The organism is Herbaspirillum lusitanum (assembly GCF_046025995.1).
Lineage (GTDB): Bacteria > Pseudomonadota > Gammaproteobacteria > Burkholderiales > Burkholderiaceae_D > Herbaspirillum > Herbaspirillum lusitanum_A.
The window spans coordinates 90,761-115,449 of record NZ_JAQQFM010000006.1; the positions used below are offsets into that span (position 1 = coordinate 90,761).

A 24,689-nucleotide genomic window follows, 5' to 3' on the forward strand; every position below is an offset into this window, starting at 1 on the left:
CCGGCGACATGCCGGAATCGCAGCTCAATTGAATGGGATTCCGGTAGCCGCAGCGCAATGAAAAATGCCCGCGTCAGCGGGCATTCTGTTGTGCAGAGGAGGTACTTGCAACTGTCTGCAAGCACGGCGCCCTCAACCGGCTGCAGCCTTCTTGACACTTTTCTGGCGCGGCTTGGCGCGCTTGATCGAACCGCCGGCAGTCACGCGTTCATTGCCCTTGAGCATGATCTTGGTGACCGAAGGTTTCTTGGCGGTATGCGTCTTGACGATGGTCACTTCGCGCATGCCCTTGCCGCGCGTGACGCTGCGTTCTTTTTCTGCATCTTTTTTCGGACGGTAGATCACCAGCAGTTTGCCGATGTGCTGCACCTGCGCGGCTTTGAGCTGTTCGCAGACGGTGTCGTAAATCGCGATGCGCTGTTCACGGTCATCGCCGAACACGCGGATCTTGATCAGACCGTGGGCGTTCAGGCTGAGATTGATTTCCTTGAGGACGGAATCGGTTAATCCGCTTTCGCCGATCAACACAACTGGATTCAAGGCATGGGCTTCGGCGCGCAGCTCGCTGCGTTCGGCGGGAGTTAATTTCAACATGGAATGGGAGTGCGGGACGCTGCGGCGTAGCGCAAATCCGTCCCTGATAGGTGTAAAACCAGTATTCTACGCGAATGGCAAAGAACAAATTAAACAAAAACTGGTTACATGACCACATCAACGACCCTTATGTGAAGCTGGCGCAGAAGGAAGGCTATCGGGCGCGCGCCGCCTACAAGCTCAAGGAAATCGACGAAGACGAGAAGCTGATCAAGCCCGGGCAGGTGATCGTCGATCTGGGGTCAACACCTGGTAGTTGGTCGCAATATGCGCGCAACAAGCTGGCCGGGCAGGAGGGGGGCGGCATTCGTGGCACCATCATCGGCCTCGACATGCTGCCGATGGCTCCGATTGCCGACGTTCACTTCATTCAGGGCGATTTCCGCGAAGAAGCCTCGCTGCGTCAGCTGGAATCGATTCTGGATGGCCGCAAGGTCGATCTGGTGTTGTCCGACATGGCGCCGAATCTGTCGGGCGTGGCGATTGCCGATGCTGCGCGGGTCGAGCACCTTATCGATCTGGCAATCGAATTCGCGCAGGCGCACATGAAGCCGAGCGGATCGGTGCTGGTGAAGTGTTTTAACGGCACCGGCTACAACGAACTGATACACAAATTCCGCGCAGAATTCAAAACGGTGACCTCAAAGAAGCCCAAGGCCAGTCGCGACAAATCGTCGGAAATTTTCCTTCTAGGGAAAATCCTGAAAAACCCGGTGTGAAAAATGATCTAAAGTGCATAAAGGTCGAATTTGCGCGTTTGCATGCCTTGTTTTCGATTATTTCAGCCACATATGAATCTGCGGAAATCATCATAAAGCCGGGTAATCGCCGATTTTGACGCTTGTGATCATTTGGCGATAACGGCTGTTTCATGCACAGCCGTCATTCCGTTCAGCGATTTATTGACCGGGATGCAACGAAGCTTGTTCAATTGCGACAGGCTTGCGCCGAAACGCCTTATAGCAGGCGGTTTCCTAGTAAGGGTGCATGAATCCGGGTAAAATCGGAAACATATAAAGGCAACGTGGCGCGTCGGCGTCGGAGGAGTTCTAGTGAACAACATGTTTTCCAAGGCTGCCATCTGGGTAGTCATCGCACTGGTGCTGTTTATGGTGTTTAAACAGTTCGACAGCCGCAGTATGGCGTCCGGTGCCTCGCCGATCGCGTATTCCGATTTCATCAGCGAAGTCAAGGCTGGTCATATCAAAGATGCAACGATCGAAGACCGCAATATCGTTGCCACCACGCAAGACGGCAAGAAGGTCAAGACTGCAGCGACCTATCTGGATCGCGGCCTGGTCGGCGATCTGCTGAACAACGGCGTCAAGTTCGACGTCAAGCAGCCGGAAGAGCAATCTTTCCTGTCCCAAGTCTTCATCTCCTGGTTCCCGATGCTGTTGCTGATCGGCGTGTGGGTATTCTTCATGCGTCAGATGCAAGGCGGCGGCAAGGGCGGCGCGTTCTCCTTCGGCAAGTCGAAGGCGCGCATGCTGGATGAGAACAGCAACTCCGTCACTTTCGCCGATGTCGCAGGTTGCGACGAAGCGAAGGAAGAAGTGCAGGAGCTGGTCGAATTCCTGCGTGATCCAACCAAATTCCAGAAGCTCGGCGGTCGTATTCCTCACGGCGTGCTGATGGTCGGTCCTCCGGGTACCGGTAAAACTTTGCTGGCGCGTGCGATTGCTGGCGAAGCCAAAGTGCCCTTCTTCACCATCTCCGGTTCGGACTTCGTTGAAATGTTTGTCGGTGTCGGCGCATCCCGTGTGCGCGACATGTTCGAAAACGCCAAGAAGCACGCACCTTGCATTATCTTCATCGATGAAATCGACGCGGTCGGCCGTCATCGCGGCGCCGGCATGGGCGGCGGTAACGACGAGCGCGAACAGACTCTGAACCAGATGCTGGTTGAGATGGACGGCTTCGAAGCCAACTCGGGTGTGATCGTGATTGCTGCGACCAACCGTTCCGATGTGCTCGACAAGGCGCTGCTGCGTCCGGGCCGTTTCGACCGCCAGGTGATGGTCGGTCTGCCGGACATCCGCGGTCGCGAACAGATTCTGTACGTTCACATGCGCAAGGTGCCTATCGCTCCTGACGTCAAGGCTGACATTCTGGCGCGTGGTACACCTGGTTTCTCAGGCGCCGATCTGGCGAACCTGGTCAACGAAGCTGCTCTGTTTGCCGCACGCCGCAACAAGCGTCTGGTTGAAATGCAGGACTTCGAGGATGCCAAGGACAAGATCGTGATGGGCCCGGAACGCAAGTCGGCCGTCATGCGCGAAGAAGAACGTCGCAACACCGCGTATCACGAATCCGGTCACGCGGTGGTCGCCAAGCTCTTGCCCAAAGCAGATCCTGTGCACAAGGTCACGATCATGCCGCGCGGTTATGCGCTGGGCCTGACCTGGCAGTTGCCTGAGCATGACCGCGTGAACATGTACAAGGACAAGATGCTGGAAGAGATCGCGATCCTGTTCGGCGGTCGTATCGCAGAAGAAATCTTCATGCATCAGATGTCGACCGGCGCGTCCAACGACTTCGAACGTGCGACCAAGCTGGCGCGTGCGATGGTGACACGCTACGGCATGTCCGAAACGCTGGGTACCATGGTCTACGAAGACACCGAGCAGGATGCCTACTTCGGCCGCATGTCCGCCAAGACCGTGTCGGAAGCGACACAGCAGAAGGTGGATACTGAAATCCGCAGTATTCTCGACACGCAATATGCTCTGTCGCGCAAGCTGCTGGAAGACAATCGCGACAAGGTCGAAGTGATGGCAAAGTCCTTGCTCGAATGGGAAACACTGGATGCGGATCAGATCAGCGACATCATGGACGGCAATGACCCACGTCCACCGAAGTCGGGAATTCCGGTCAAGAAGACGCCGCCTGACAGCAAGCCGGGCGACATCACACCGAACGCGACAGCACCAGCCTGAACAGGATAGCCGGTTCGCCGGCTAGGTTAAAAAAGGGTGAGGATTAATCCTCACCCTTTTTCTTATGGAAGACGGCAAATGCCGCAATGCCGAGCAGGCCCGGATGCAGGGGGGATGCAAGCGAAGCTGCGCACTGCAAGTGAACCAGCCGCATGCGCTGAATCGGCAAGCATGCTAATCCCCATGGCAGATATCAGAACTTCGGTAAAATCGATCGCTCGGAAAGCAACGCGGTAAAAACTCGCTAAATAATTTCCTTGGACGAAAATGCTCGGAAGCAAAACTGCGGCAAAAAAATGACTCACAACTATCTTCAATGCGGCAGATTCCGTCTGCCGACAAACTCCGGCAAGCGGCCGCTGGTCATGGGCATACTCAATATCACGCCGGATTCCTTTTCCGATGGCGGGCATTTCAGCACGCTGGAATTTGCGCTCAGCCATGCCGAGCAAATGATTGCCGATGGCGTCGACATCATCGATATCGGCGGCGAGTCGACACGGCCCGGGATCGCGCCCTTGTCGCTGGAGCAGGAATTGCAGCGCGTCATGCCTGTGATCTACGCATTGCGCGATTGTGGCAAGCCCTTGTCGATCGATACCTATAAACCGGAAGTGATGCGCGAAGCGCTGATCGCCGAGGTCGACATGATCAACGACATCAACGGCTTTCGCGCTCCCGGCGCCATTGACGTGGTCAAGGATAGCGCCGCCGGTCTGTGCGTGATGCACATGCAGGGCCAGCCGCAGACCATGCAGCAAGAGCCGCATTACGACGATGTGGTGGGTGAAGTCGCTGACTTTCTGCGGCAGCAGATGGATCAATTGACTGCGGCCGGCATCGCGCGTGATCGCATCTGCATCGATCCCGGTTTTGGATTCGGCAAGAACCTGCAGCACAATCTGGCGTTGTTGCGCAACACGCGCAGACTGATTCGCGAGCTTGATCTGCCTTTGTTGGCCGGCATGTCGCGCAAGTCCATGATAGGCGCAATTACCGGCAAGCCGGTCGAGCGTCGCATGGCCGGCAGCATAGGAGCGGCGCTGGCGGCAGCCGAGCAGGGGGCGCTGATTGTGCGCGTGCATGACGTAGCTGAAACGGTCGATGCCCTGGATGTGTGGCAGGCCGGGCGTGAGCCTTCAGGCAATTGAGCTGAGTGGCCTCAGGCTTTTATCACGCTCACCCGCCGCGGCTTTGTCAGCAGCATGTCAAGTAAGGCTGCCAGACTCGCCAGACTTGTGCTTCGGATACAACCGCAAGCAGGCCGCAAGGCACGATCAGACTTGAGGGAAACGCCATGCGGGGCATACAATTCGGGCTGGCCTGAGGTACGTCGCTTGTGCAAAGAGAATAAAAAAACAGGCAAGCGTAAGACAGCAATTCCGCTACCTCAGCTGCGCGAGAATACAAGAACACACAAAGGGATATCTCCCTGCATAACGAAGGCAAATGATGGCGACAAAATATTTCGGCACCGATGGCGTGCGTGGACGGGTCGGCACCGCGCCGATCACGCCTGATTTCGTGATGCGGCTCGGCTATGCCGCCGGCAAGGTGCTGGTGCACTCGCTGGCACAGAACGTAAAAGGTCACCCGACGGTGTTGATCGGCAAGGACACGCGGATTTCCGGCTATATGCTGGAAGCGGCGCTGGAAGCCGGTTTTGCAGCAGCAGGTGTGGACGTGATGCTGGCCGGCCCGGTGCCGACGCCGGCAGTCGCCTATCTGACGCGGGCTTTACGCTTGTCGGCCGGGGTCGTCATCTCGGCCTCGCACAATCCCTTCCATGACAACGGCATCAAGTTCTTCTCCGCCTCGGGCAACAAATTGCCGGATGCGGTGGAAGCCGAAATCGAAGCGGCGCTGGAGCAGCCCATGGATTGCGTGTCGTCCGAAAAACTCGGCAAGGCGCGCCGTCTGGATGATGCTCAGGGCCGCTACATTGAGTTCTGCAAGAGCACCTTCCCCACTGCGCTCGATCTGCGCGGCATGACTATCGTCATCGATTGCGCGCATGGCGCCGCCTACAATATCGCGCCGCACGTGTTCCATGAACTGGGCGCGGAAGTGATCACCATCGGCAATCGTCCTAACGGTCTGAACATCAACGACGGCTTCGGTGCGACCGCGCCTGAAGCATTGTCGCAAGCCGTGCGCGCCAACAAGGCCGATCTCGGCATTGCCCTGGACGGCGATGCCGACCGTCTGGTGATGGTCGACGGCGAAGGCCGCATCTATAACGGCGACGAGCTGCTGTACCTGATGGTCAAGGATAGGCTGGCGGTCGGCCCGGTGGATGGTGCGGTCGGTACACTGATGACCAACATGGCACTGCAAGTGGCGTTCAAGAAAATGGGAATCCCGTTCGAGCGCGCCAAGGTCGGCGACCGCTATGTGCTCGAAGTGCTGCAGGAGCGCGGCTGGCTGCTGGGCGGCGAAGGCTCCGGCCATTTGCTGTGTCTGGACAAGCACACCACCGGCGACGGTATCGTGTCGGCCCTGCAGGTCTTGTCTGCGCTCAAGCGCAGCGGCCAGACGCTGGCGCAGATGACGGCCGACATCAAGCTCTATCCGCAGGCGCTGATCAATGTGAGAATTCCGGCCGGCTACGACTGGAAATCGAACGCTGCACTGCAGGGCGAGAAAGAAGTCGTCGAGCGCGAGCTGGGCGACAGCGGCCGCGTTTTGCTGCGTCCGTCCGGCACCGAGCCGCTGATCCGAGTGATGGTCGAGGCGCCGCAGGCCGAGGTGGCGCATGCCATGGCGCAACGCATTGCCGACAAGGTCTTGCAATAAACCTGTATCCTTGCGCTGCCGCGTCAGCCTGACCGACGCCAGCGCTGGTGTTCATCGATGGAAGACTGGCCCGCGTCTGCCTTGGCCGCGGTCCAGAAGCCTGTTCAACTGAACGCCTTGAGCGGGCCGATGCGTCCGACCTTCGCTGGACTCAATTTCGCAGAACCTCAATTCATTCGCATGGCAAAAGAGCAGCCTCATATTCTGTTGGTCGAAGACGAACCCAGCATCGCTGAATTATTGCGCTTCACGATGCAGGGTGCCGGTTTTGTCACCAGCATCGCCAGCGATGCCACGCAGGCGCGCAAGCTGATCGCCGACGCTTTGCCGCAGGTGGTGTTGCTGGACTGGATGCTGCCGGACAGCTCGGGCCTGATCTTGCTCAGCGAGTGGCGGCGTGATGCGCGTACCGCGCATCTGCCCATCATCATGCTGACCGCCAAGGGCATGGAAGAGGACAAGGTCAAAGGCCTGAACGAAGGCGCCGACGATTACGTGACCAAGCCGTTTTCACCGAAAGAACTGGTCGCGCGGGTGCAGGCCCTGCTGCGTCGCAAGATGCCGGAAGCCGGCAGCCAGGCGCTGGCTTACGGTTTGCTCAGCGTCGACACCGAGCGCCATACGGTCACGGTCGATGGCGCCGAAGTCGCGCTGGATCAGGCCGAGTTCAAGCTGCTGCGCTATCTGGTGGCGCACCCCGACCGCATCTTCTCGCGTGCGCAATTGCTGGACAAGGTCTGGGGCGATCACACCTTCATCGAAGAGCGCACCGTTGACGTCCACATCATGCGTCTGCGCAAATCGCTGGGCGCCGCATCGGGCTATGTGCAGACTGTGCGCGGCGTCGGTTATCGGCTGAGCATGGAAGAGAAGTCCTGAGCGGGATCTAGCCGCATCTTCCGACGGCTTGCCCATGCGGCAGTCGTCCATGAAAAAGCGACCCTTGCAGGTCGCTTTTTCATTTCTGTGCTCATCGAAATAGGCGCTACTGCGCGGGCACTGCCCGATTGCGATTGACGTCGTTGGCCGATACCATGCCGGCGCGATTGCTCCAGCTGTTGCGGATATAGGAGACGATGGCGGCGACTTCCTGATCGTTCAGCGTCTGACCGAATGGCGGCATGCCATAAGGATGAGGATTGCCGGCAGTCGATGGTGGAAAACCGCCGTTCAGCACCATGCGGATGGCATTGACTGCCGACGTGGTCGTCATGGCGCGATTGCCGTCCAGTGGCGGATAGTTGGGCGGGAAGCCCTTGCCGCTGCCGCGATGGCAGCTCGCACAGTGATCCTGATACAGGGTTTCACCGAGCGCCATGATGCGCTGTGCCTCTTGCAGCGGCGGTTGCCGGCCCACGTCTTCGGCGGGCGCATCGGCTTGCGTCAGCGATTTCAGATACAGCGCCATTGCCGTCAGGTCTTCTGTCGTCAGATGCTGCAAGCTCTGGCCGACCACCTCTGCCATCGGCCCGAATGCCGTGGCGCGCGGCGACACGCCGGTTTTCAGCAAGTCCACGATGTGCGGCACTTCCCAATCGCCCAGCCCAGCCTCGCGATTCGATCTCAGCGAAGGCGCATACCAGTTCAGCGCCGGGATCAGGCCGCCGGCCAGATCAGCCTTGTCCACCGTGGCGCCCACTGCATTGCGCGCCGTGTGGCAGGCGCTGCAATGCCCCAGACCCTGCACCAGATACGCGCCGCGATTCCATGCCGCCGATTGTGCAGAATCCGGCTTGAAGGATTCCGGTCTGAAATAGAGCGCGCGCCAGCCGGCCAGCAAGAGGCGCTGGTTATAGGGAAAGCGCAGCGCATGTTCCTGATTCTGCTGCGCGACTGCGGGCAAGTCTTGCAGATAGGCGAATAGCGCATCGGCATCGCTGCGCGTCACCTTGGTGTAATTGGTGAAGGGGAAGGCCGGATATAAAAAACTGCCATCCCTGGATCGGCCATGATGCAGCGCGCGCCAGAAATCATCGGCTGTCCAACTGCCGATGCCGGTGATCCGATCCGGCGTGATATTGGGCGAATAGATCGTGCCGAAGGACGTCGGAATTGCTCGCCCGCCGGCGTAAGCCGGGCCGCCACGCACGGTATGGCAGGCCATGCAATCGCCGGCGCGCGCCAGATAGGCGCCGCGCACGATCTGTTGTGAGCGGTCGCTGTTGGTGGCCGGTTCTGCGCGTCCCATGTCTTCGGCGCCGTAAAACTGTAATGCAATCACCGCCGCCGGCAGGACGATGGCGATCAACAGAACCAGCATGAGTGCGCGCAGCAGCAGATGTTTCATCTGGCGCTCCCCTCGGTGGTGCCGGACTGGGGGACCCCGCCGCAGGCCAGCGGCATGCTCGCCGGCAGCGTCGTCGCCGGTTGCGCGCCGGGCGGCACCGGCTGGCCGGACAGCCAGGCGCTGAGCGCGCTGACGTCTTCCAGCGTCAGCTGTCTGGCGATGTGGCTCATGCAATCCGGCTGGCGCGCCTGGCGCAGGCCGTTTTTCCATGCGCCCAATTGCGCGCTGATGTAGTCGCGCGGCACGCCGATCAGACCGGGGACGGCTGGCGCCAGGCCGGTCAGCGCTTGGCCGTGGCAGGCGATGCAGGCCGGGATTTTTTTCGCAGCATCGCCGTGATGCACCAGCAGGCGTCCGCGTTCCAGCATCGCAGCGGAAGCGTCGCCGGCAGCCGGTGCCGGGTAGGGCGGATGCTGCTCCGAAAAGTAGCGAGCGATTTCGTGCAGATAATCATCCGACATGTTGGCCAGCATGTAGGTCATCAAGGGATATTGGCGGCGGCCGTCGCGAAAGTTCTGCAGCTGATTGAACAGATAGCCCTCGGGCTTGCCGGCCAGGCGCGGATAGTAGCCATCGGCAGCAGCGCGTCCTTGCTTGCCGTGACAGGCGGTGCAGGCGATCAGGCGCTGATGCATGGTATCCGGCAGTACCTGGGTTGGCGGCAGCGTTTCAGCATCGCTGCTTTGCGTAGTTTGTGCCGAAGCTGCTGGAACGAACTGGAATGAAATGAGGACCGAAAGCAGCAAGCCTGGCAAGGCTGAGGCGGCCGAAATCATTGACATGATGACGCGAGTGCACGCAAGTTCTATGCTGGCAATGCTGAAGCTGGCCATCTGGTTGGGGTCTCCGTATCTGTTCTGACGACAGAATCAAGTGCGTGCCGCATGGCAGTCCGGGGCGGCCGCACGTCAGCAGCTATTGTATTTGATCGGCGCGGTGGCGGGACGCTACACCGGCATCAATGAAAAACCAATACAGCAGGCGATGTTATATTGTCGCCAGCCAGAATTTGTGTATGCGATGCCGTGATGCATGGAGGATCCGGCTGGCTCGCCTGTGCCAAAAACAAGCCCGAACAGACTAAAAGCAAGCCCGAACGGATCGGAACCGACAGCAGATGAAAGACCTTAATTTCGAGCAAGCCCTGGTGGCCGAGCGGGCTACGCTGGTCAAATTCGCGCGTCTGCATTTGCAGTCGGATGCGGCCGAAGATGTGGCGCAGGAGACCATCATGGCGGCGCTGCAGAATCCCTCCGGCTATTCAGGCAAATCCAGTCTGCGCACCTGGCTGGTGGGCATACTCAAGCACAAGATCGTCGATGTCATCCGCAAGGAAAAGAAGTATGTGCAGCTGACACCGCAGGAGGCGGGTGATACCTCCGATTTCGACGTGCTGTTTCAGCGTGACGGACATTGGGCCGAGGCGCCTGTGGATTGGGGCAATCCCGATGCCACGCTGCAAGAGGCGCAGTTTTTCGACATCATGGATTTCTGTCTGAACAAGCTGACGCCGGCCATGGCCAGAGTGTTTTCCATGCGCGAGATCTTCGAATTCGAGATCAAGGAAATCTGCAAGGAACTCAAGATCAGCGCCAGCAATTGCAGCGTGCTGCTATATCGCGCGCGCATGCAGTTGCGCCTGTGCCTTGATCACAATTGGTTTGCTGTCAGAGCGTGAATCCTGAGTTAGTCATGAGTAAATCAGGCATTGCGGGCATCGAACAGGCAATAGCTCAATGCTGACAACCCATAACTGCCGCGATCGGTGATCCAGGTTTTCTGACCGCTGCCGGTCATGCCGGTGCTGCCGGCATGTTGCCAGCGCGTGCTCAGGCCTAGTTTGATGTCGTCGTCCGCCGATTCCACGCCGGGATAGCGCGCGGGTATCAGGCAATTGATCGCCGGCAGCGCGTGCAGCTGTATGCGCGCCGGTTGCCAGATCAGATCGAGCAGCTGTTTCGCCGGAGTCAGTTCGATGGCCGCGATATCGGCAAACGGCAGCCACAGATATTGCCCCTCCAGAATGATTTCGCAGGCCGGGCCGATGCGCGTATCGCTGTCCAGCAGCCATGAAAATCCCCCCAGATTGCTCATCCCGCCTTGCTCCTTGAGCAGAGAAAAGGCCAGCTTGCGGGCATTGTCCGCCAGCACGAACTGATGCTGCGACTGCAGGCGCAGGGCGGCGATCCACTGCGGGGCCCAGTTCGGCGTGCGATGCAGAAAGGTCGGCGGGCAGTAGCCATCCAGAATCTCGCGCCTCAGATTTTCACTGCGCAACAGCAGGCGATAGGCCTGCGCCATTTCATTCAGGCTGTCTTGTGCCTGAGCGCAGGCTTGCAGCTCACGCAGCGCGCCCGACCAGTTTCCATGCAAGCAATGCAGTTGAAACATGCGTGCGCGCAGATCGGCGTTGTCCGGCTGCCGGCGTAGGTGCAGCAGCGTTTCATTGCGCATCTCGTCGAGGCTGCGTCCATCCGGCCATTGCGTCAGTGCCAGGGGGATTTGTGTTGGGGAGTTGGGGATAGCAGAGGTGGCAGAAGTTTGCATGACAAGCTGGAAGGGGGTGATGGTGACGGCGGGATGGGGGGATCGAGAACTCGGAATCAAGAACTGGGGGATTGCGGGCGCGGGTTCTGAACCGATGCTGCGCCATTCAGATCAGCCGGTAAGGCAGGCTAGAAACCGTTGAGGAGCGGACGATGAAAAAATCAGAGGCTGATCGTAAGACCTCAGCGTATCTTTGCCTATAGATTTTCATCGGTAATCACATTTTTCAGAGAATTCTCATATCGACGTTTTTTCGCGAAACCGATAATCGCTGCGCTGCAACCATCCGCCAAAGCGTGCCGTGGCCCGGATTTCGGGAGCGCCGCGCGCATAAAAATTCAGCACCTGCGGTATGCCATCCATGCAACACGGTACTGTCTTCAGATATCAGATCAGCGATTCGCTCAGGGAAACAATGTCAAATCCGGCAGCTACTGCAAGAAGTTATTTCGACGAAAGAGAAATGTCGGCGCACGCCTGCCGCGACCTGCTCATCGCCGATGCGGCGGCGCTGACGGCGCATCTGTCCGTTTTCAGCAATTCGGACGAGGTGGTGGTGAAGGGCATTGAGCGTTTGCCGGAGCTGAGCTCGCCGGCCTTTCTCAATATCGAGATTGATCCCTTCGATGAGCGCATGAAAGCCATGAAGCCGCGCGGTATCCTGCAGATCAAAGAGATCGATGCCGAGAACGAAGGCGAGTCCTACTGCACCATGGCTGAACTGGCGCCTTATGCGTTGAACGTGTTTGAAAGTGCCGGCATGATGCCGAGCGCTCACGTCCGCGCTCATGAGTCGGCGCAGCCAATGCAAGCGGTGCGCAGCGTGGCAGAGTTTTATGAGGACTGTCTTTCCTGCGATGTCGATAACGGCCCGGGGCCTTTGCTTTAAGCATGCGGCCAAATGCGGGCGGGATGTCCTATGCGTCCTGCATGCGAAGCGTGGAAAGCGGCTGGCGCCGGCGCCGAAGCCGCACGCGGCGAGATTCCGTGCTTTGCAAGCCAGTCGGCAGTCGTTACAATAGCGGCTTGTTTTGCCCCCGTAGCTCAGTGGATAGAGCGATCCCCTCCTGAATTTTGGGCACCGGATGCCGAAAGGCGCCGCGTGAATGGAGTCAAATTCGGTGAACCCTGACAGCGCACAGGCTGCTGGCAATACCGAGCCAAGCCCCGCGTTTTGCATGAACCGGAAACGCGCGGAAGGTGTAGAGACTAGACGGCTCCGGCCTGCCGATTGCATACCTCATGCAATCCACGGCCAAGGTATAGTCCAGACCACAAACACTCATCCTGGTGGCGGAAGCCATAGTGGTACGAAGGGATAGGTCACACGTTCGATCCGTGTCGGGGGCACCAGAAACAAAAAAAGCGCAGAAGATTTTTCTTCTGCGCTTTTTTCTTTTCCATTTTTTTCTGCTCCGGCGGCGACGGATTGCTCCGCCGCATCGGCCCGCCGTCTTTTCTTGCTCGCGTGATCAGTGGCCCTGATACAAACCTTCGGTCGGGCCCTTCTTTTGAGCCGGCCCACTTGGCTGCGCGCTACCGGGTGCATTCGGTGCAGCTGCATTGCCGCCCGGCGTCTGGCTCGGCGTCCAGCCGAAGAAGTTGGAAATGGCATCGACCACGGTCACGCCCAGATTCGTGACCAGACCGTTGCCCGGCGTGAAGTTGTCGTAATAAGGCTCGCCGTCGATGATGCGCACACCGTCCGGGGCCGGCATGTCATAAGCGGGTACGCCCTTGAGCGCCTTGCCCATGTAGTCGACCCAGATCGGCAGCGCCAGTTGCGCCCCGAATTCCATGCCGCCGAGGCTCTTGGGTTGGTCGTAACCCATCCACACCACGGTCGCCAGCGTGCGCTGATAACCGGCGAACCAACCGTCGATCGCTTCGTTGGTGGTGCCGGTCTTGCCGGCCAGATCGGTACGGCCGATGCTGTTGCTGCGGGCGCCGGTGCCGCGCTGCGCCACCGATTTCAGCAGATTGGTCATGATGTAGCTGTTGCGCGCCGGCAGTACGCGCGGCGCGTTATCGTCCGCGACCAGCGGCGCCGCCTTCGACAAGACATTGCCGCGCGCATCGGTGATCTGGGTGATCAGATAAGGATTGATCCTGTAGCCGCCGTTGGCGAACACCGAATACGCCGCCGTCAATTGCAGCGGATTGGTCTGGCCTGCGCCCAGCGCCATCGGCAGATACGGCGGCACCTTGTCCTTGTCGAAACCGAAGCTGTTGGTGATGAAGTCCTGCGCATAGGGCACGCCGATGTTGTCCAGCGTGCGGATCGCTACCAGATTGACCGATTTCTGCAGCGCGGTGCGCACCGTCATCGGACCGGCCGGGGTTTCATCATCTTTCGGTTCCCAGTTTGGCTGACCTGCGCCGGCCGGGTAAGACACCGGCGCGTCGTTGACGATACTGGCCGGTGCAAAACCTTTTTCCAGCGCTGCCGAATAGATGAAGGGTTTGAAGGTCGAGCCCGGCTGGCGCCATGCCTGGGTCACGTGATTGAAATTGTTTTGGGTGAAGTCAAAGCCGCCGACCAGTGCGCGGATCGCGCCGTTCTGCGGCGTCACCGAGACCAGTGCCGACTCGACCTGCGGCAATTGCACGATCTGCCAGTTGTTCTTGGCATCCTGCATCAGACGGACCAGCGAACCGGCCTTGATGCGTACTTCCTTCTTGGCTTTTTCGCTGAGCGCACCGGCGACGAAGCGCAGGCCTTCACCGCGAATGCTCACGGTCTCGCCGTTGCGCAGCGTGGCCTGAACTTCCTTGGCTTGTACCGAGACCACGACTGCGGCGACGATGTCGTCGTTGTCGGGGTGGTCGTCCATCACGTCATCGATGGCCTGCGCGCGCTCATCCGCGTCGGATGGCAAATCAATGGTTTCTTCCGGACCGCGATAGCCGTGACGGCGGTCGTAATCCATCACGCCCTTGCGCACGGCGTCATAGGCCGCCTTCTGACCCGCCGAGTCGATGGTGGTGGTGACCACGATGCCCTGGGTGTAGGTCGCTTCCTTGTATTGCGCATACACCATCTGGCGCACCATCTCGTTCACGTATTCGGCGTGTACGCTGTACTGGGTGCCGGGGCTGCGCACTTTCAGTTCTTCCTTGCTGGCCTGATCGTATTGCGCCTGGGTGATGAAGCCCACGTCCAGCATGCGTTGCAGAATGTATTGCTGGCGGATATGTGCGCGCTTGGGGTTGACCACCGGATTGTAGGCCGACGGCGCCTTGGGCAGCCCTGCCAGCATTGCAGCTTCGGCCAGCGACACATCTTTCAGATCCTTGCCGAAGTAAGTGCGTGCGGCGGCGGCGAAGCCGAAGGCGCGCTGGCCCAGATAAATCTGGTTCATGTAGACCTCAAGGATCTGATCCTTGGTGAGTGCGCTTTCGATCTTGTTGGCCAGCAGCACTTCATACAGCTTGCGCGTGATGGTCTTTTCCTTGGTCAGGAATACATTGCGCGCCACCTGCATGGTGATGGTGCTGGCGCCTTGCGAGGCCGTGCCGCGAAGGACGTCGGCCACCAGCGCGCGCGCGATGCCGAAATAATCGATGCCGCCGTGTTGGTAGAAACGATAGTCCTCAATGGCCAGCACCGCATTCTTGACGTCGGCCGGGATATCGTCGAGCTTCACCAGGCTGCGCTTTTCTTCGCCGAATTCGCCGAGCAGCACCTTGTCTTCCGAGTAGATGCGCAGCGGAATCTTGGGGCGGTAATCGGTGATCACGTCCAGCGAGGGCAGGCGCGGATTGATGAAGATCAGCGCATACACCACCAGCAGCGCGCCGGCGATGCCGAGGCCGAGAATCGAGAGTCCGAGAAACTTTGCGATATTGGGGTTGAGAAAACCGCGTTGACGGCGCAGCGAGCCCGAAGGGGGAGTAGAAGAAAAGTGCATGGAATAGGCCAAAATCTAGACCGGGCTATCTTACAGCATGCGCGCTGCTGCGGCCCCCGACGGACAGATCCGGTTACACCTTTGAGGGAGACTTTGCCGCCAGATTTTCGCCGATTTTCAATTTGGCTTGTCAGAGTGGCATCTTCGGTCTGGAACGAGGCCAGGTTTTCTTCCGTACACCTGACACCGGCGCGGTGTGCATCCTCGCCTTTACCGCAAAATTCGCCAGAATCCGTCAATTCGGCACAAACCCGGCTATATCTGTATGTTGCAGCGCAATTTGAGCGCCGCAGTCGGTACAATGCCGTCTTTGTCTTTCTATTCAGCCGGCTTCGTTTCAGCCGCCGGCCGCACATCACATCCTATGGCAGTCTTTTCTATTTCCGACGCGCAACTCGCCTTCGGACACGTTGCGCTTCTCGATCACGCAGAATTCTCGCTGGAATCCGGCGAGCGGGTCGGCCTGATCGGCCGCAACGGCACCGGCAAATCGTCCTTGCTCAAGATCATCGCCGGCCGCTCCAAGCTGGATGACGGCCTGCTAGTGATGCAACAGGGCGTGAAGATCGCCTACGTTGACCAGGAGCCGCATTTCGCGCCCGACATGACGGTGTTCGACGCCGTTGCTTCGGGCCTCGGCGATCTGCCGGCCTTGCTGAGCGAATACGAAGCGCTGACCGGCCAGTTCGGCGGCGACAACGACGATGCCCTGCTGGAGCGCATGAACCAGATCCAGATGCGTCTGGATGCGTCGGACGGCTGGTCGATCGGCAACAAGGTCGAGATCACGCTGGACAAGCTGAATCTCAATCGCGACGCTCGCATCGGCGAGCTGTCCGGCGGTATGCAAAAGCGCGTGGCGCTGGCCTGCGGCCTGGTCGGCGCGCCCGACATCCTGTTGCTGGACGAGCCGACCAATCACCTCGATTTCGGCTCCATCCTGTGGCTGGAGGGCCTGCTGCGCGACTACAAGGGCAGCATTCTGTTCATCACCCACGATCGTAGTTTTCTGGATAACGTCGCCACCCGCATCATCGAACTCGATCGCGGCAAGATTCTGTCCTTCCCCGGCAACTTCAGCACTTACCAGACGCGCAAGGCCGAGCTGCTGGCTAATGAAGAAGTGGAAAACGCCAAGTTCGACAAATTCCTGGCGCAGGAAGAAGTCTGGATCCGCAAGGGCGTACAAGCTCGCCGCACGCGCGACGAAGGCCGTGTGCGCCGTCTGGAAGCCTTGCGCCTGCAGCGCGGCGAACGCCGCGATCGTCAGGGCCAGGTCAAGCTGGAAGTCTCCTCCGGCGAACGTTCCGGCAAGATCGTGGCGGAACTGGAAAACGTCAACAAGGCCTTCGGCGCCAAGACCATCGTGCGCGATTTCAGCACCATCCTGATGCGCGGCGACAAGATCGGCCTGATCGGCCAGAACGGCGCCGGCAAGACGACCCTGCTCAAACTGATCCTGGGCGAAGACACGCCTGACAGCGGTTCCGTGCGCCAGGGCACCAAGATGCAGGTGGCGTATTTCGACCAGATGCGTACGCAGCTGGATGAAGAAGCCAGCCTGGCCGACACCATCGCGCCGGGTAGCGACTGGGTTGAGATCAACGGTCAGCGTCGACACGTGATGACTTATCTGGGCGACTTCCTGTTCGCGCCGGAGCGCGCGCGTTCACCGGTGCGCACCTTGTCCGGCGGCGAGCGCAATCGTCTGCTGCTGGCGCGTCTGTTCGCCAAGCCGGCCAATGTGCTGGTGCTGGATGAACCGACCAACGATCTGGACATCGATACGCTGGAACTGCTGGAAGAACTGCTGGAAGAATACGAAGGCACCGTGTTCCTGGTCAGCCACGATCGTACTTTCCTCGACAATGTGGTGACGCAGGTGATCGCCTCCGAAGGCAACGGCCAGTGGAAGGAATATGTCGGCGGCTACAGCGACTGGGAGCGCGTGCGCACCGTGGCGCCGGTCCAGAGGAAGGGCGAATCCAAAGCCGACGTCAAGGCTGAGTCGACCATGGCTGCTCCGGCGGCGGTCCCCGCTGCGGCCAAGGGCAAGAAGCTGAGCTACAAGGAGCAGCGCGAGCTGGACGAACTCCCCAAGCGCATCGCTGAGCTGGAGACGGAGCAGAAAAGCATTTCCGAAAAACTGGCTGATGCCGAGCTCTACAAGAGCAATCCGGATGACATCGTGAAGCTCAATCTGCGCTTCGCTGAAATCGACGAGCTGCTGCTGGAGAGTCTGGAAAAGTGGGAAGCGATCGAAACGCGCAAGTGATATCGAGCGTGCCTGAATCGGCTTGAACGATTCGCAGGAAATGAAACCGGAGCGCCATGGCGTTCCGGTTTCATTTTGGGGATAAGATTTTTTGCGTTGGGGGAACTAGCGATGGATTAGCCCGGCCGGCGCAAGGCCTCGCGCAAATCCGGCAGCATCTCGCGCAGATTCTCCGAGTCTTCGGCCTGCGGGCGCATCGCCAGATACGCTTCGAGGTCTTCCAGTGCCTGCTGCGGCGCCGACAGATTGGCGTGTGCCAGACCGCGATCGCGGCGCTCGGTAATTTCTTCCGGCAGCAGGATCACCAGACGTTCCTGCACATCCAGCACCTGTTGCCAGCGCTGGTTTTCCATGAAGATGGCTTTCAGGTTGCGCAGCATGCGCGCCAAAATCTCGCGCGGATGTGCTGCGCGCAGATAGGCCGCCAGCGGGATCTCATCGCCGAAATCGTATTCTTCGTTTTGCAGATAAGGTTCCAGGCGTTCTTCCAGCTCCTCGCGCGACAGGCTGGCGCCATTCATGGGATCGAGCACGATCTCGCCCGACTGTACCGACAGCTTCATCAGGAAATGGCCGGGGAAGGACACGCCCTTCATGCTCAGGCCGACCTGCAGGCCCAGTTCCATGTAAACCACCGCCAGCGAAATCGGAATCCCGCGCCGGGTCGACATCACGCGATGGATGTAGCTGTTGTCGGGATCGTAGTAATTATTGATGTTGCCGGCGAACGCCAGCTCTTGAAAGAAGAAGTGATTCAGCATGCGCAGCTTCTGAATCTGCGAGGCATCGGACGGAATGCGCTGCTTGAGCTTAAGCGCCAGCATATCCATTTCCATCTCGAACTCGCTGAAATCCAGTTCGGGATAAAAATCCTGTCCCAGCGTCAAAGCCGATTCAAACAAAGGAATCGAATCGTCCTGGCGCACCAGCGACGCAAAATATTCGAGAGGGGTGAGCGTCATATGCTGACCATCCTATCAAAATTAATCATCTTGCGTAATGTCGCGGGCGTAAATATTGGCGGCCATTGCGAGCCGTGATGCGCGCACAGATTTCTGATCGGCGTGCTGCCCATGCCGCAAAAGCCTTAACGCGCGATGCGCTTGAATTCCCTAAAGCGAAAGCCCATGATCATCAGTGCGCCGAAATAGGCCACGCTGCAAGCCGCCAGCACCAGCATCAGCGCGCCGATGCGGGCGATCGGATGCGCGCGCATGGCGATCCAGTCAAAATGCCCGGCGACCCACATGGCGACGCCCGCCAGCAGGAACAGCGCGCCGATGAGCTTGATCAGAAACAGGCCCCAGCCGGGACGCGGCGTATAGAGTTTGCGGCGACGCAGGCCCCAGAACAGCAGGACGGCATTGAGGCAGGCGCCGAGTCCGATGGACAGCGCCAGCCCTGCATGGGCGAACCAGGGTACGAAGATGCTGTTCATCAATTGCGTGGCGATCAGCACGCCGATGGCGATCTTTACCGGCGTGCGGATGTCTTGCTTGGCATAGAAACCCGGGGCCAGGATCTTGACCAAAATCAGCCCGATCAGGCCGACGCCGTAGGCGATCAGCGCGTGGCTGGTCATCAGCACCGAGGTATTGTCGAATTTGCCATAGTGGAACAGCGTGGCCGTCAGCGGCTCCGACAAGGTTGCCAGGCCGACGGCGGCCGGCAAGGCCAGCAGGAAGGTCAGGCGCAGGCCCCAGTCGAGCAGCGAGGAATATTCCTCCATGTCGTTGGCGGTGTGCGCATTCGACAGGCTCGGCAACAGAATCGTCCCCAGCGCTACGCCCAGCAGCGCGGTCGGGAATTCCATCAGGCGATCCGCATACGAGAGCCATGACACGCTGCCATGCGCCAGCCGCGAGGCGATATTGGTGTTGATCATCAGGCTGATCTGCGCGGCCGAGACGGCGAATACCGCTGGCCCCATCTTCTTGAGCACGCGTCGCACGCCTTCGTCCCGCATGCCCAGCATCGGGTTCAGGTAAAGACGCGGCAGCATGCCTATCTTGATCAGCGCCGGCACCTGTAGCGCAACCTGCAGCACGCCGCCGACGAAAACGGCAAAGGCCATCGCATAGATAGGCTGCTTCATGAACGGCGCCACGAACAGCGAGGCGACGATGAAAGACAGATTGAGCAAAACCGAGGTGAAGGCCGGGATCTTGAATTCCTTCCAGGTATTCAGAATGCCGCCGGCCAGCGCCACGAAGGCCATGAAGCCGATATACGGAAACATGATGCGCGTCATCACCACCGAGGCGTCGAAGGCCTCAGGGTTGTATTGCAGGCCGGTGGCGATGAAGTAGATCACCAGCGGTGTGGCGACGATGCCGGCCGCACAGGTTGCCAGCATGACCCACATCAGTACGGTCGCGACGTGATCGATCAGATGCTTGGTCTCGGCCTCGCCGCGCTGATTCTTGTATTCGGCAAGGATGGGCACGAAGGCTTGCGAGAACGCGCCCTCGGCGAACAGTCGCCGTAGCAGATTGGGAATGCGGAAGGCGATATTGAAGGCGTCGGTATAAGCGGAAGCGCCGAATGCGCGGGCAAACAATATTTCACGGGCCAGGCCGGTGATGCGCGACAGCATCGTCATGCCGGAGATGGTCGCAAGCGTTTTATGCAAGTTCATGGAGCGGGATTATAGCGGCGGCTCTGCGTGGCGAGCGTTTATAATATGCGCTCTTCACGAGACCGGCAGAGGGTTTGGTGGTTGCGGATCCGTTGCGCGATCATCTGTTTATATATGGCGCGCCGGCGATGCTGATTGCAGGGTCGGGCGAGTAGACCGGTGCTGTGCGCTGCAAGTTCGGCCTGAGTTGACAGTGACGGCGCAGAATCTCTGATTCGCCTGGTTTCGCTGAGGCGGGGAGTGCGGATCGAAATGCGCGAAAGCTGGCCGAAACGGGCGTAGAAGCAACAGCTTTCGCCCCGGAAACCCTAAAAACCAAGGGGGATTTGCTCCTTCCCCGAAAAATGGTTATAATCCAACGCTTTACAGAATTCGGCCTCGCGAGTCCCTCGGGTTTGCGGCGCACACGACACTCGATTTAGGATAATTTCATGGCAAATACCGCACAAGCACGTAAGCGTGCTCGTCAAGCTGTTAAGCAAAACGCGCACAACTCCAGCCAGCGTTCGACGCTGCGTACAGCGATCAAGGCTGTTCGCAAGGCAATCGAAGCAGGCGACAAGGCTGCTGCGACTTCCGTGTTTCAAGCTTCGATCTCGACAATTGACAGCATCGCTGACAAGAAAATCATTCACAAGAACAAGGCTGCTCGTCACAAGAGCCGTCTGGCTGCCGCTCTGAAGGGCCTGGCAACCGCCGCTTAAGGCTTGTTTCTGGTGTTTTCGGCGCATGCCGGAAATGCTGTGAATGCAATAAAAAACCGTCTCAATCTGAGGCGGTTTTTTGCTTTATACATTCGAAATAGATCGTCGTGATTTGGGATGTGCCGGTCAAGCCGCTGCTGCCTGGCTCTGTCTTTTGAGGTGCTACCTGTATTTGAGCGCAGTCGAGAGCTGCCTAGCGTCGCGGGTTGCCGTGACTTGCACGGTCATCTTTTGTCGTTCGTGCTACGCGCCTTGAGCGCGCTAGCCGGCGCTCAAGGAAGGCTGTCAATCTGATCTCTGACCGGGCTAGTGCGGGATGCCCTCAATCTTCATCCCGGCTTTGATGTTCTTCTGCTTGAACCAGCCCTTGTTCATTTCCAGCGCATAAGTGGCCGCCTTGGTCGCACAGTGCGAATTTGTGGTCTGCTCCTTCATTTCTTCGATGTTGATGATTTCACCCTTGTCATCGAGGAAGGCTACCGACAGCGGAATCAGCGTGTTCTTCATCCACATGCACACGCCGGCCGGCGCGCCGAACAAAAATATCATGCCCTCATTGGGCCCCATCTTTTCGCGAAACATCAGACCTTGTTCGCGCTCGGCTTCATTGGAGGCGACTTCTGCCTTGATCAGATGAATGCCGGTGTTGAGCGTCACGGTCGGAAACTTCTTGATTTCTTGCGCATGTGCAGTTGCGAGGCTGCTGGCCAGGCCGACAGCGGCAATGACATGCAGTGCGCCTGCGATCAGTTTGCGCAGCGCGGGTTGATCAGGAAATCCAGTGGCTTGCTTGCGGGAAGATGAGTGCATGGCGAATTTTGTTCTTGAGGATGATCGGAAATTATAACTGTCCGTCCGGGCTGCCGTGGCGGGCGCATCGGCATCGCTTGTCGCTCGATGCGTCGCAGCGTGCCGCGCAAATAAAAAGTCTTGCTGAAAAAATAATAGGCGGGAAGGGCAGGTAAACCGTTCAGGCAACAAAAAAGGCAGGACTAGCCTGCCTTTTTTTGAGTCGCGCGACGCTAAATTACTTAGCTTCAGCAGCTTTCTTTGCCTTCTTGGCCTTGTGTGCCTTCTTGGCTTTCTTAGCCTTAGGAGCAGCAGCTTCAGTCTTTGCAGCTTCCGGTGCAGCAGGAGCTTGTGCGAAAGCAGCAGTAGCGAACAGACCAGCGATCAGAGCGGCGATCAATTTTTTCATTTTGCGTCCTTCAATTCAACATGTTAGGGATGTTTGGAAAACTGCGATTCGTTCGAATCACTGTCAATAACGATGTGCTGCAAGCGTGGTTGACATGTTTTTTAAAAAGTTTTGCATGGGGCTTTGTTTTCTTTGGGCGCGCCGTCATTCGAGGGCTGCGAGCTTGTCGTTTTACTATCGTCTTGCCGCGATGGCATCTTCACGGATCGAGTTCACTCGCTATATTCAGATGTCGTCCGCATCGACCTCGCGCGATTCGCCGGGCCACAGCGGATGCGTCGCGAGTGAAAAAGGGCCGATCGCAATTCTGATCAGGCGCAGCGTAGGCAATCCCACTGCCGCAGTCATTCTGCGCACCTGGCGATTCTTGCCTTCGCTGATGGAGAGCGTGAGCCAACTGGTCGGCAGATTTTGCCGCTCGCGTATTGGTGGATCGCGCGGCCATAACCAGTCCGGCGCCGCGACATGTTTGACTTCGCATTTTTGCGTGACGAAGTCACCGAGATCGAGTGGGTTGCGCAGACGTTCCAACATGTCGTCGGCAGGTTCGCCTTCGACTTGAACCAGATATGTTTTAGCTTGCTTGCGTTTGGGATGACTGATGCGATGCTGCAGCTTGCCGTCATCGGTCAGCAGAAGCAGGCCTTCGCTATCTGCATCCAGGCGTCCGGCGGGATAGACTCCGGGCGTTTTGATATAGTCGGCCAGCGTCTGGCGCTGTGGATGCGCCGAAAACTGGCACATCACCTGAAAAGGCTTGTTGAATAAAATGAGAGGCATGCGCTAGTGTCGCAAAAACGCGGCGTTCCGTAAAATAGCCATGCATAATGCAGCAGATGGGTCATTTGTCTTATAGAAGATTGATGGTGCTCTCGCGTGCATCCGGATGCTGATTCCTGAAATCCGATTTCGGTGCTGAGTCGTCGTCCTGGCATTCCCTGGTTTTTTCCTGACGCAGCCGGAATGGCAGAATGGCGGACTTGCACTGATCGCTGCTTACTAGGCGCGTCCCTTATTCTTTTGCGTTTTTTACGTTTATCTGTCGGAGACAGTCATGTCGTATCAACATATCAAAGTGCCCGCTGAAGGCAAGAAGATTTCTGCCAACGCGGATTTCTCGCTCAACGTTCCCGACAATCCAATTATTCCGTTCATCGAAGGCGATGGCGTTGGCAGCGACATCACGCCGGTCATGATCAAGGTAGTTGATGCCGCAGTCGCCAAGGCCTACGGCGGCAGCCGCAAGATCAACTGGATGGAAATCTACGCCGGCGAAAAATCGACCAAGCTTTACGGCCCTGACGTGTGGCTGCCTGAGGAAACCATCGATGTCGTCAAAGAGTATCTGGTCTCGATCAAAGGGCCGCTCACAACGCCGGTCGGTGGTGGTATCCGTTCGTTGAACGTCACGCTGCGTCAGCAACTGGATTTGTATGTCTGTCTGCGTCCAGTGCGCTATTTCAAGGGAGTGCCTTCACCGCTGCGTGAGCCGGAAAAAACCGACATGGTGATCTTCCGTGAAAACTCGGAAGATATTTATGCCGGTATCGAATGGGAAGCGGGTTCCGACGGTGCCAAAAAGCTGATCGATTTTCTGCTCAATGAAATGGGTGCACGGAAGATTCGTTTCCCTGAGACGTCGGGTATCGGCATCAAGCCGGTGTCGCGCGAAGGCACTGAGCGTCTGGTGCGCAAGGCAATTCAGTACGCGATCGACAATGATAAGCCTTCGGTGACGCTGGTTCACAAGGGCAACATCATGAAGTTCACGGAAGGCAGCTTCCGCGATTGGGGCTATGCCCTGGCGCAGAAGGAGTTTGGCGCCGAGCTGATTGATGGCGGCCCGTGGGTGCGGTTGAAGAATCCCAAGACCGGCCGGTACATCATGATCAAGGATTCGATCACGGATGCATTCCTGCAGCAGATTTTGTTGCGCCCGGTAGAGTACAGCGTGATTGCAACCTTGAATCTGAACGGTGATTACATTTCTGACGCGGCAGCAGCGCAGGTCGGCGGCATCGGCATCGCGCCGGGCGCCAACATGTCAGATTCGGTCGCGATGTTCGAGGCGACCCACGGCACGGCGCCGAAGTACGCCGGCAAGGATTACGTGAATCCGGGTTCGATGATCCTGTCGGCGGAGATGATGCTGCGTCACATGGGCTGGGTTGAGGCTGCTGATCTCATCATTGCGGCGATGGAAAAGGCCATCCCATCCAAGCGCGTGACTTATGATTTTGCGCGTCTGATGGAAGGTGCGATGCAGGTGTCCTGCTCCGGCTTCGGTGATGTGTTGATTGAAAACATGTAATTGCTGAGAGTCGAATCAAAAAAAGCCGGGCGAGTCCCGGCTTTTTTGTTGATCGTTATTTTTCAGGCTTGCGTTCGCCATTGCTTTGGATTCAGCCACTGGCCTGGCGTTTAATGCCCGGCTTTAGAGCGGGATTGTGGCATCAAAGGTGGCGTCAAAGGGGCTCCAGAAACAAAAATGCCTCGCAAGTGCGAGGCATTGTCTAGCGTACCTTGGAGGGTATCAAGGAGCCTGGATATTCGAGGCTTGCTTGCCTTTCGGGCCTTGCGTGACTTCAAACTGAACCTTTTGACCTTCTTTCAGGGTCTTGAAACCATTCATCTGAATTGCGGAGAAGTGTGCGAACAAATCCTCACCGCCATCATCAGGGGTGATAAAGCCGAAGCCTTTGGAATCGTTGAACCACTTAACTGTACCTGTCGCCATAAAAAGCATCTTTCAATTAAAAACTATCACACGAGCCGTAAAAGCAAGAAGCCTCGCGTCACG

Annotated in this window: 21 protein-coding genes; 10 read left to right on the forward strand and 11 right to left on the reverse strand. The window is 58.3% G+C overall.

From position 1 onward, the window contains the following. Positions 1–132 precede the first annotated feature (132 nt). The gene (yhbY, locus tag PQR62_RS14270; RefSeq protein WP_408158631.1) at positions 133–594 is read right to left on the reverse strand and encodes a ribosome assembly RNA-binding protein YhbY; all 462 of its coding nucleotides are present in this window, start codon (positions 592–594) and stop codon (positions 133–135) included. Between the two features lie 74 nt (positions 595–668). On the opposite strand from yhbY, the gene PQR62_RS14275 reads away from it, so the two are divergent. The 5 genes from PQR62_RS14275 to PQR62_RS14295 all read left to right on the forward strand — a co-directional run bounded on the left by PQR62_RS14275 (position 669) and on the right by PQR62_RS14295 (position 7,208). Beyond that, the gene (locus PQR62_RS14275; protein ID WP_408158632.1) at positions 669–1,313 is read left to right on the forward strand and encodes an RlmE family RNA methyltransferase; all 645 of its coding nucleotides are present in this window, start codon (positions 669–671) and stop codon (positions 1,311–1,313) included. Positions 1,314–1,646: 333 nt separating this feature from the next. Next, positions 1,647–3,533: an ATP-dependent zinc metalloprotease FtsH gene (gene ftsH, locus PQR62_RS14280; RefSeq protein ID WP_408158633.1), complete on the forward strand. Its 1,887-nt coding sequence runs from the start codon at positions 1,647–1,649 to the stop codon at positions 3,531–3,533. A gap of 296 nt (positions 3,534–3,829) precedes the next feature. Continuing rightward, positions 3,830–4,684 carry a dihydropteroate synthase gene (gene folP, locus PQR62_RS14285; protein ID WP_408158634.1) on the forward strand — a complete coding sequence of 285 codons (855 nt, stop codon included), beginning with the start codon at positions 3,830–3,832 and terminating at the stop codon, positions 4,682–4,684. A 301-nt stretch (positions 4,685–4,985) separates the two neighbouring features. Next, on the forward strand, positions 4,986–6,329 hold the full coding sequence (gene glmM / locus PQR62_RS14290) for a phosphoglucosamine mutase (protein ID WP_408158965.1): 1,344 nt from the start codon (positions 4,986–4,988) through the stop codon (positions 6,327–6,329). A gap of 180 nt (positions 6,330–6,509) precedes the next feature. Beyond that, entirely contained in the window at positions 6,510–7,208 is a 699-nt protein-coding gene (locus tag PQR62_RS14295; protein WP_408158635.1) for a winged helix-turn-helix domain-containing protein, read from the forward strand. A 106-nt stretch (positions 7,209–7,314) separates the two neighbouring features. Here the strand turns inward: PQR62_RS14295 and PQR62_RS14300 are convergent, their stop codons facing one another. After that, entirely contained in the window at positions 7,315–8,616 is a 1,302-nt protein-coding gene (locus PQR62_RS14300) for a c-type cytochrome (protein ID WP_408158636.1), read from the reverse strand. Continuing rightward, the gene (locus tag PQR62_RS14305) at positions 8,613–9,392 is read right to left on the reverse strand and encodes a c-type cytochrome (protein WP_494410466.1); all 780 of its coding nucleotides are present in this window, start codon (positions 9,390–9,392) and stop codon (positions 8,613–8,615) included. The genes PQR62_RS14300 and PQR62_RS14305 overlap by 4 nt, the downstream gene beginning before the upstream one ends. A gap of 341 nt (positions 9,393–9,733) precedes the next feature. Between PQR62_RS14305 and PQR62_RS14310 the strand changes: the two genes are divergently transcribed. Next, positions 9,734–10,294, forward strand: coding sequence for a sigma-70 family RNA polymerase sigma factor (locus PQR62_RS14310; protein ID WP_408158638.1), 561 nt, complete (start codon positions 9,734–9,736; stop codon positions 10,292–10,294). Between the two features lie 23 nt (positions 10,295–10,317). Here PQR62_RS14310 and PQR62_RS14315 read toward each other — a convergent pair whose 3' ends face one another. Further along, positions 10,318–11,163 carry a type VI secretion system accessory protein TagJ gene (locus PQR62_RS14315; RefSeq protein ID WP_408158639.1) on the reverse strand — a complete coding sequence of 282 codons (846 nt, stop codon included), beginning with the start codon at positions 11,161–11,163 and terminating at the stop codon, positions 10,318–10,320. Between the two features lie 463 nt (positions 11,164–11,626). Here PQR62_RS14315 and PQR62_RS14320 point away from each other — a divergent pair, with 463 nt between their 5' ends. Further along, entirely contained in the window at positions 11,627–12,052 is a 426-nt protein-coding gene (locus PQR62_RS14320; protein WP_408158640.1) for a type VI secretion system contractile sheath small subunit, read from the forward strand. 583 nt (positions 12,053–12,635) lie between these two features. Here the strand turns inward: PQR62_RS14320 and PQR62_RS14325 are convergent. Next, entirely contained in the window at positions 12,636–15,074 is a 2,439-nt protein-coding gene (locus PQR62_RS14325; protein ID WP_408158641.1) for a penicillin-binding protein 1A, read from the reverse strand. A gap of 364 nt (positions 15,075–15,438) precedes the next feature. Here PQR62_RS14325 and PQR62_RS14330 point away from each other — a divergent pair, with 364 nt between their 5' ends. Beyond that, positions 15,439–17,349: an ATP-binding cassette domain-containing protein gene (locus tag PQR62_RS14330; RefSeq protein ID WP_459251859.1), complete on the forward strand. Its 1,911-nt coding sequence runs from the start codon at positions 15,439–15,441 to the stop codon at positions 17,347–17,349. Positions 17,350–17,465: 116 nt separating this feature from the next. Here the strand turns inward: PQR62_RS14330 and PQR62_RS14335 are convergent, their stop codons facing one another. Both PQR62_RS14335 and murJ read right to left on the reverse strand, forming a co-directional pair. Next, entirely contained in the window at positions 17,466–18,311 is an 846-nt protein-coding gene (locus PQR62_RS14335) for a SirB1 family protein (protein ID WP_408158643.1), read from the reverse strand. A 125-nt stretch (positions 18,312–18,436) separates the two neighbouring features. Beyond that, positions 18,437–19,987, reverse strand: a complete 1,551-nt coding sequence (gene murJ, locus PQR62_RS14340; RefSeq protein ID WP_408158644.1) for a murein biosynthesis integral membrane protein MurJ — start codon at positions 19,985–19,987, stop codon at positions 18,437–18,439. Positions 19,988–20,418: 431 nt separating this feature from the next. Here murJ and rpsT point away from each other — a divergent pair, with 431 nt between their 5' ends. Continuing rightward, a complete protein-coding gene (gene rpsT / locus PQR62_RS14345) occupies positions 20,419–20,691 on the forward strand; it encodes a 30S ribosomal protein S20 (RefSeq protein ID WP_408158645.1) in 273 nt (90 codons plus the stop codon). A gap of 306 nt (positions 20,692–20,997) precedes the next feature. On the opposite strand, the gene PQR62_RS14350 is transcribed toward rpsT, so the two are convergent. From PQR62_RS14350 to PQR62_RS14360, 3 genes are all read right to left on the reverse strand, one after another. Then, positions 20,998–21,501 (reverse strand): DUF192 domain-containing protein, encoded by a 504-nt coding sequence (locus PQR62_RS14350; RefSeq protein ID WP_408158646.1) that lies wholly within the window; start codon positions 21,499–21,501, stop codon positions 20,998–21,000. A 217-nt stretch (positions 21,502–21,718) separates the two neighbouring features. Further along, a complete protein-coding gene (locus tag PQR62_RS14355) occupies positions 21,719–21,889 on the reverse strand; it encodes a hypothetical protein (protein WP_408158647.1) in 171 nt (56 codons plus the stop codon). A 225-nt stretch (positions 21,890–22,114) separates the two neighbouring features. Further along, positions 22,115–22,669: a pseudouridine synthase gene (locus PQR62_RS14360; RefSeq protein ID WP_408158648.1), complete on the reverse strand. Its 555-nt coding sequence runs from the start codon at positions 22,667–22,669 to the stop codon at positions 22,115–22,117. A 274-nt stretch (positions 22,670–22,943) separates the two neighbouring features. On the opposite strand from PQR62_RS14360, the gene icd reads away from it, so the two are divergent. Then, positions 22,944–24,200 carry an NADP-dependent isocitrate dehydrogenase gene (gene icd, locus PQR62_RS14365; protein WP_408158649.1) on the forward strand — a complete coding sequence of 419 codons (1,257 nt, stop codon included), beginning with the start codon at positions 22,944–22,946 and terminating at the stop codon, positions 24,198–24,200. 222 nt (positions 24,201–24,422) lie between these two features. Here the strand turns inward: icd and cspE are convergent, their stop codons facing one another. Further along, the gene (gene cspE / locus PQR62_RS14370; RefSeq protein WP_009665919.1) at positions 24,423–24,626 is read right to left on the reverse strand and encodes a transcription antiterminator/RNA stability regulator CspE; all 204 of its coding nucleotides are present in this window, start codon (positions 24,624–24,626) and stop codon (positions 24,423–24,425) included. Positions 24,627–24,689: the final 63 nt, after the last annotated feature.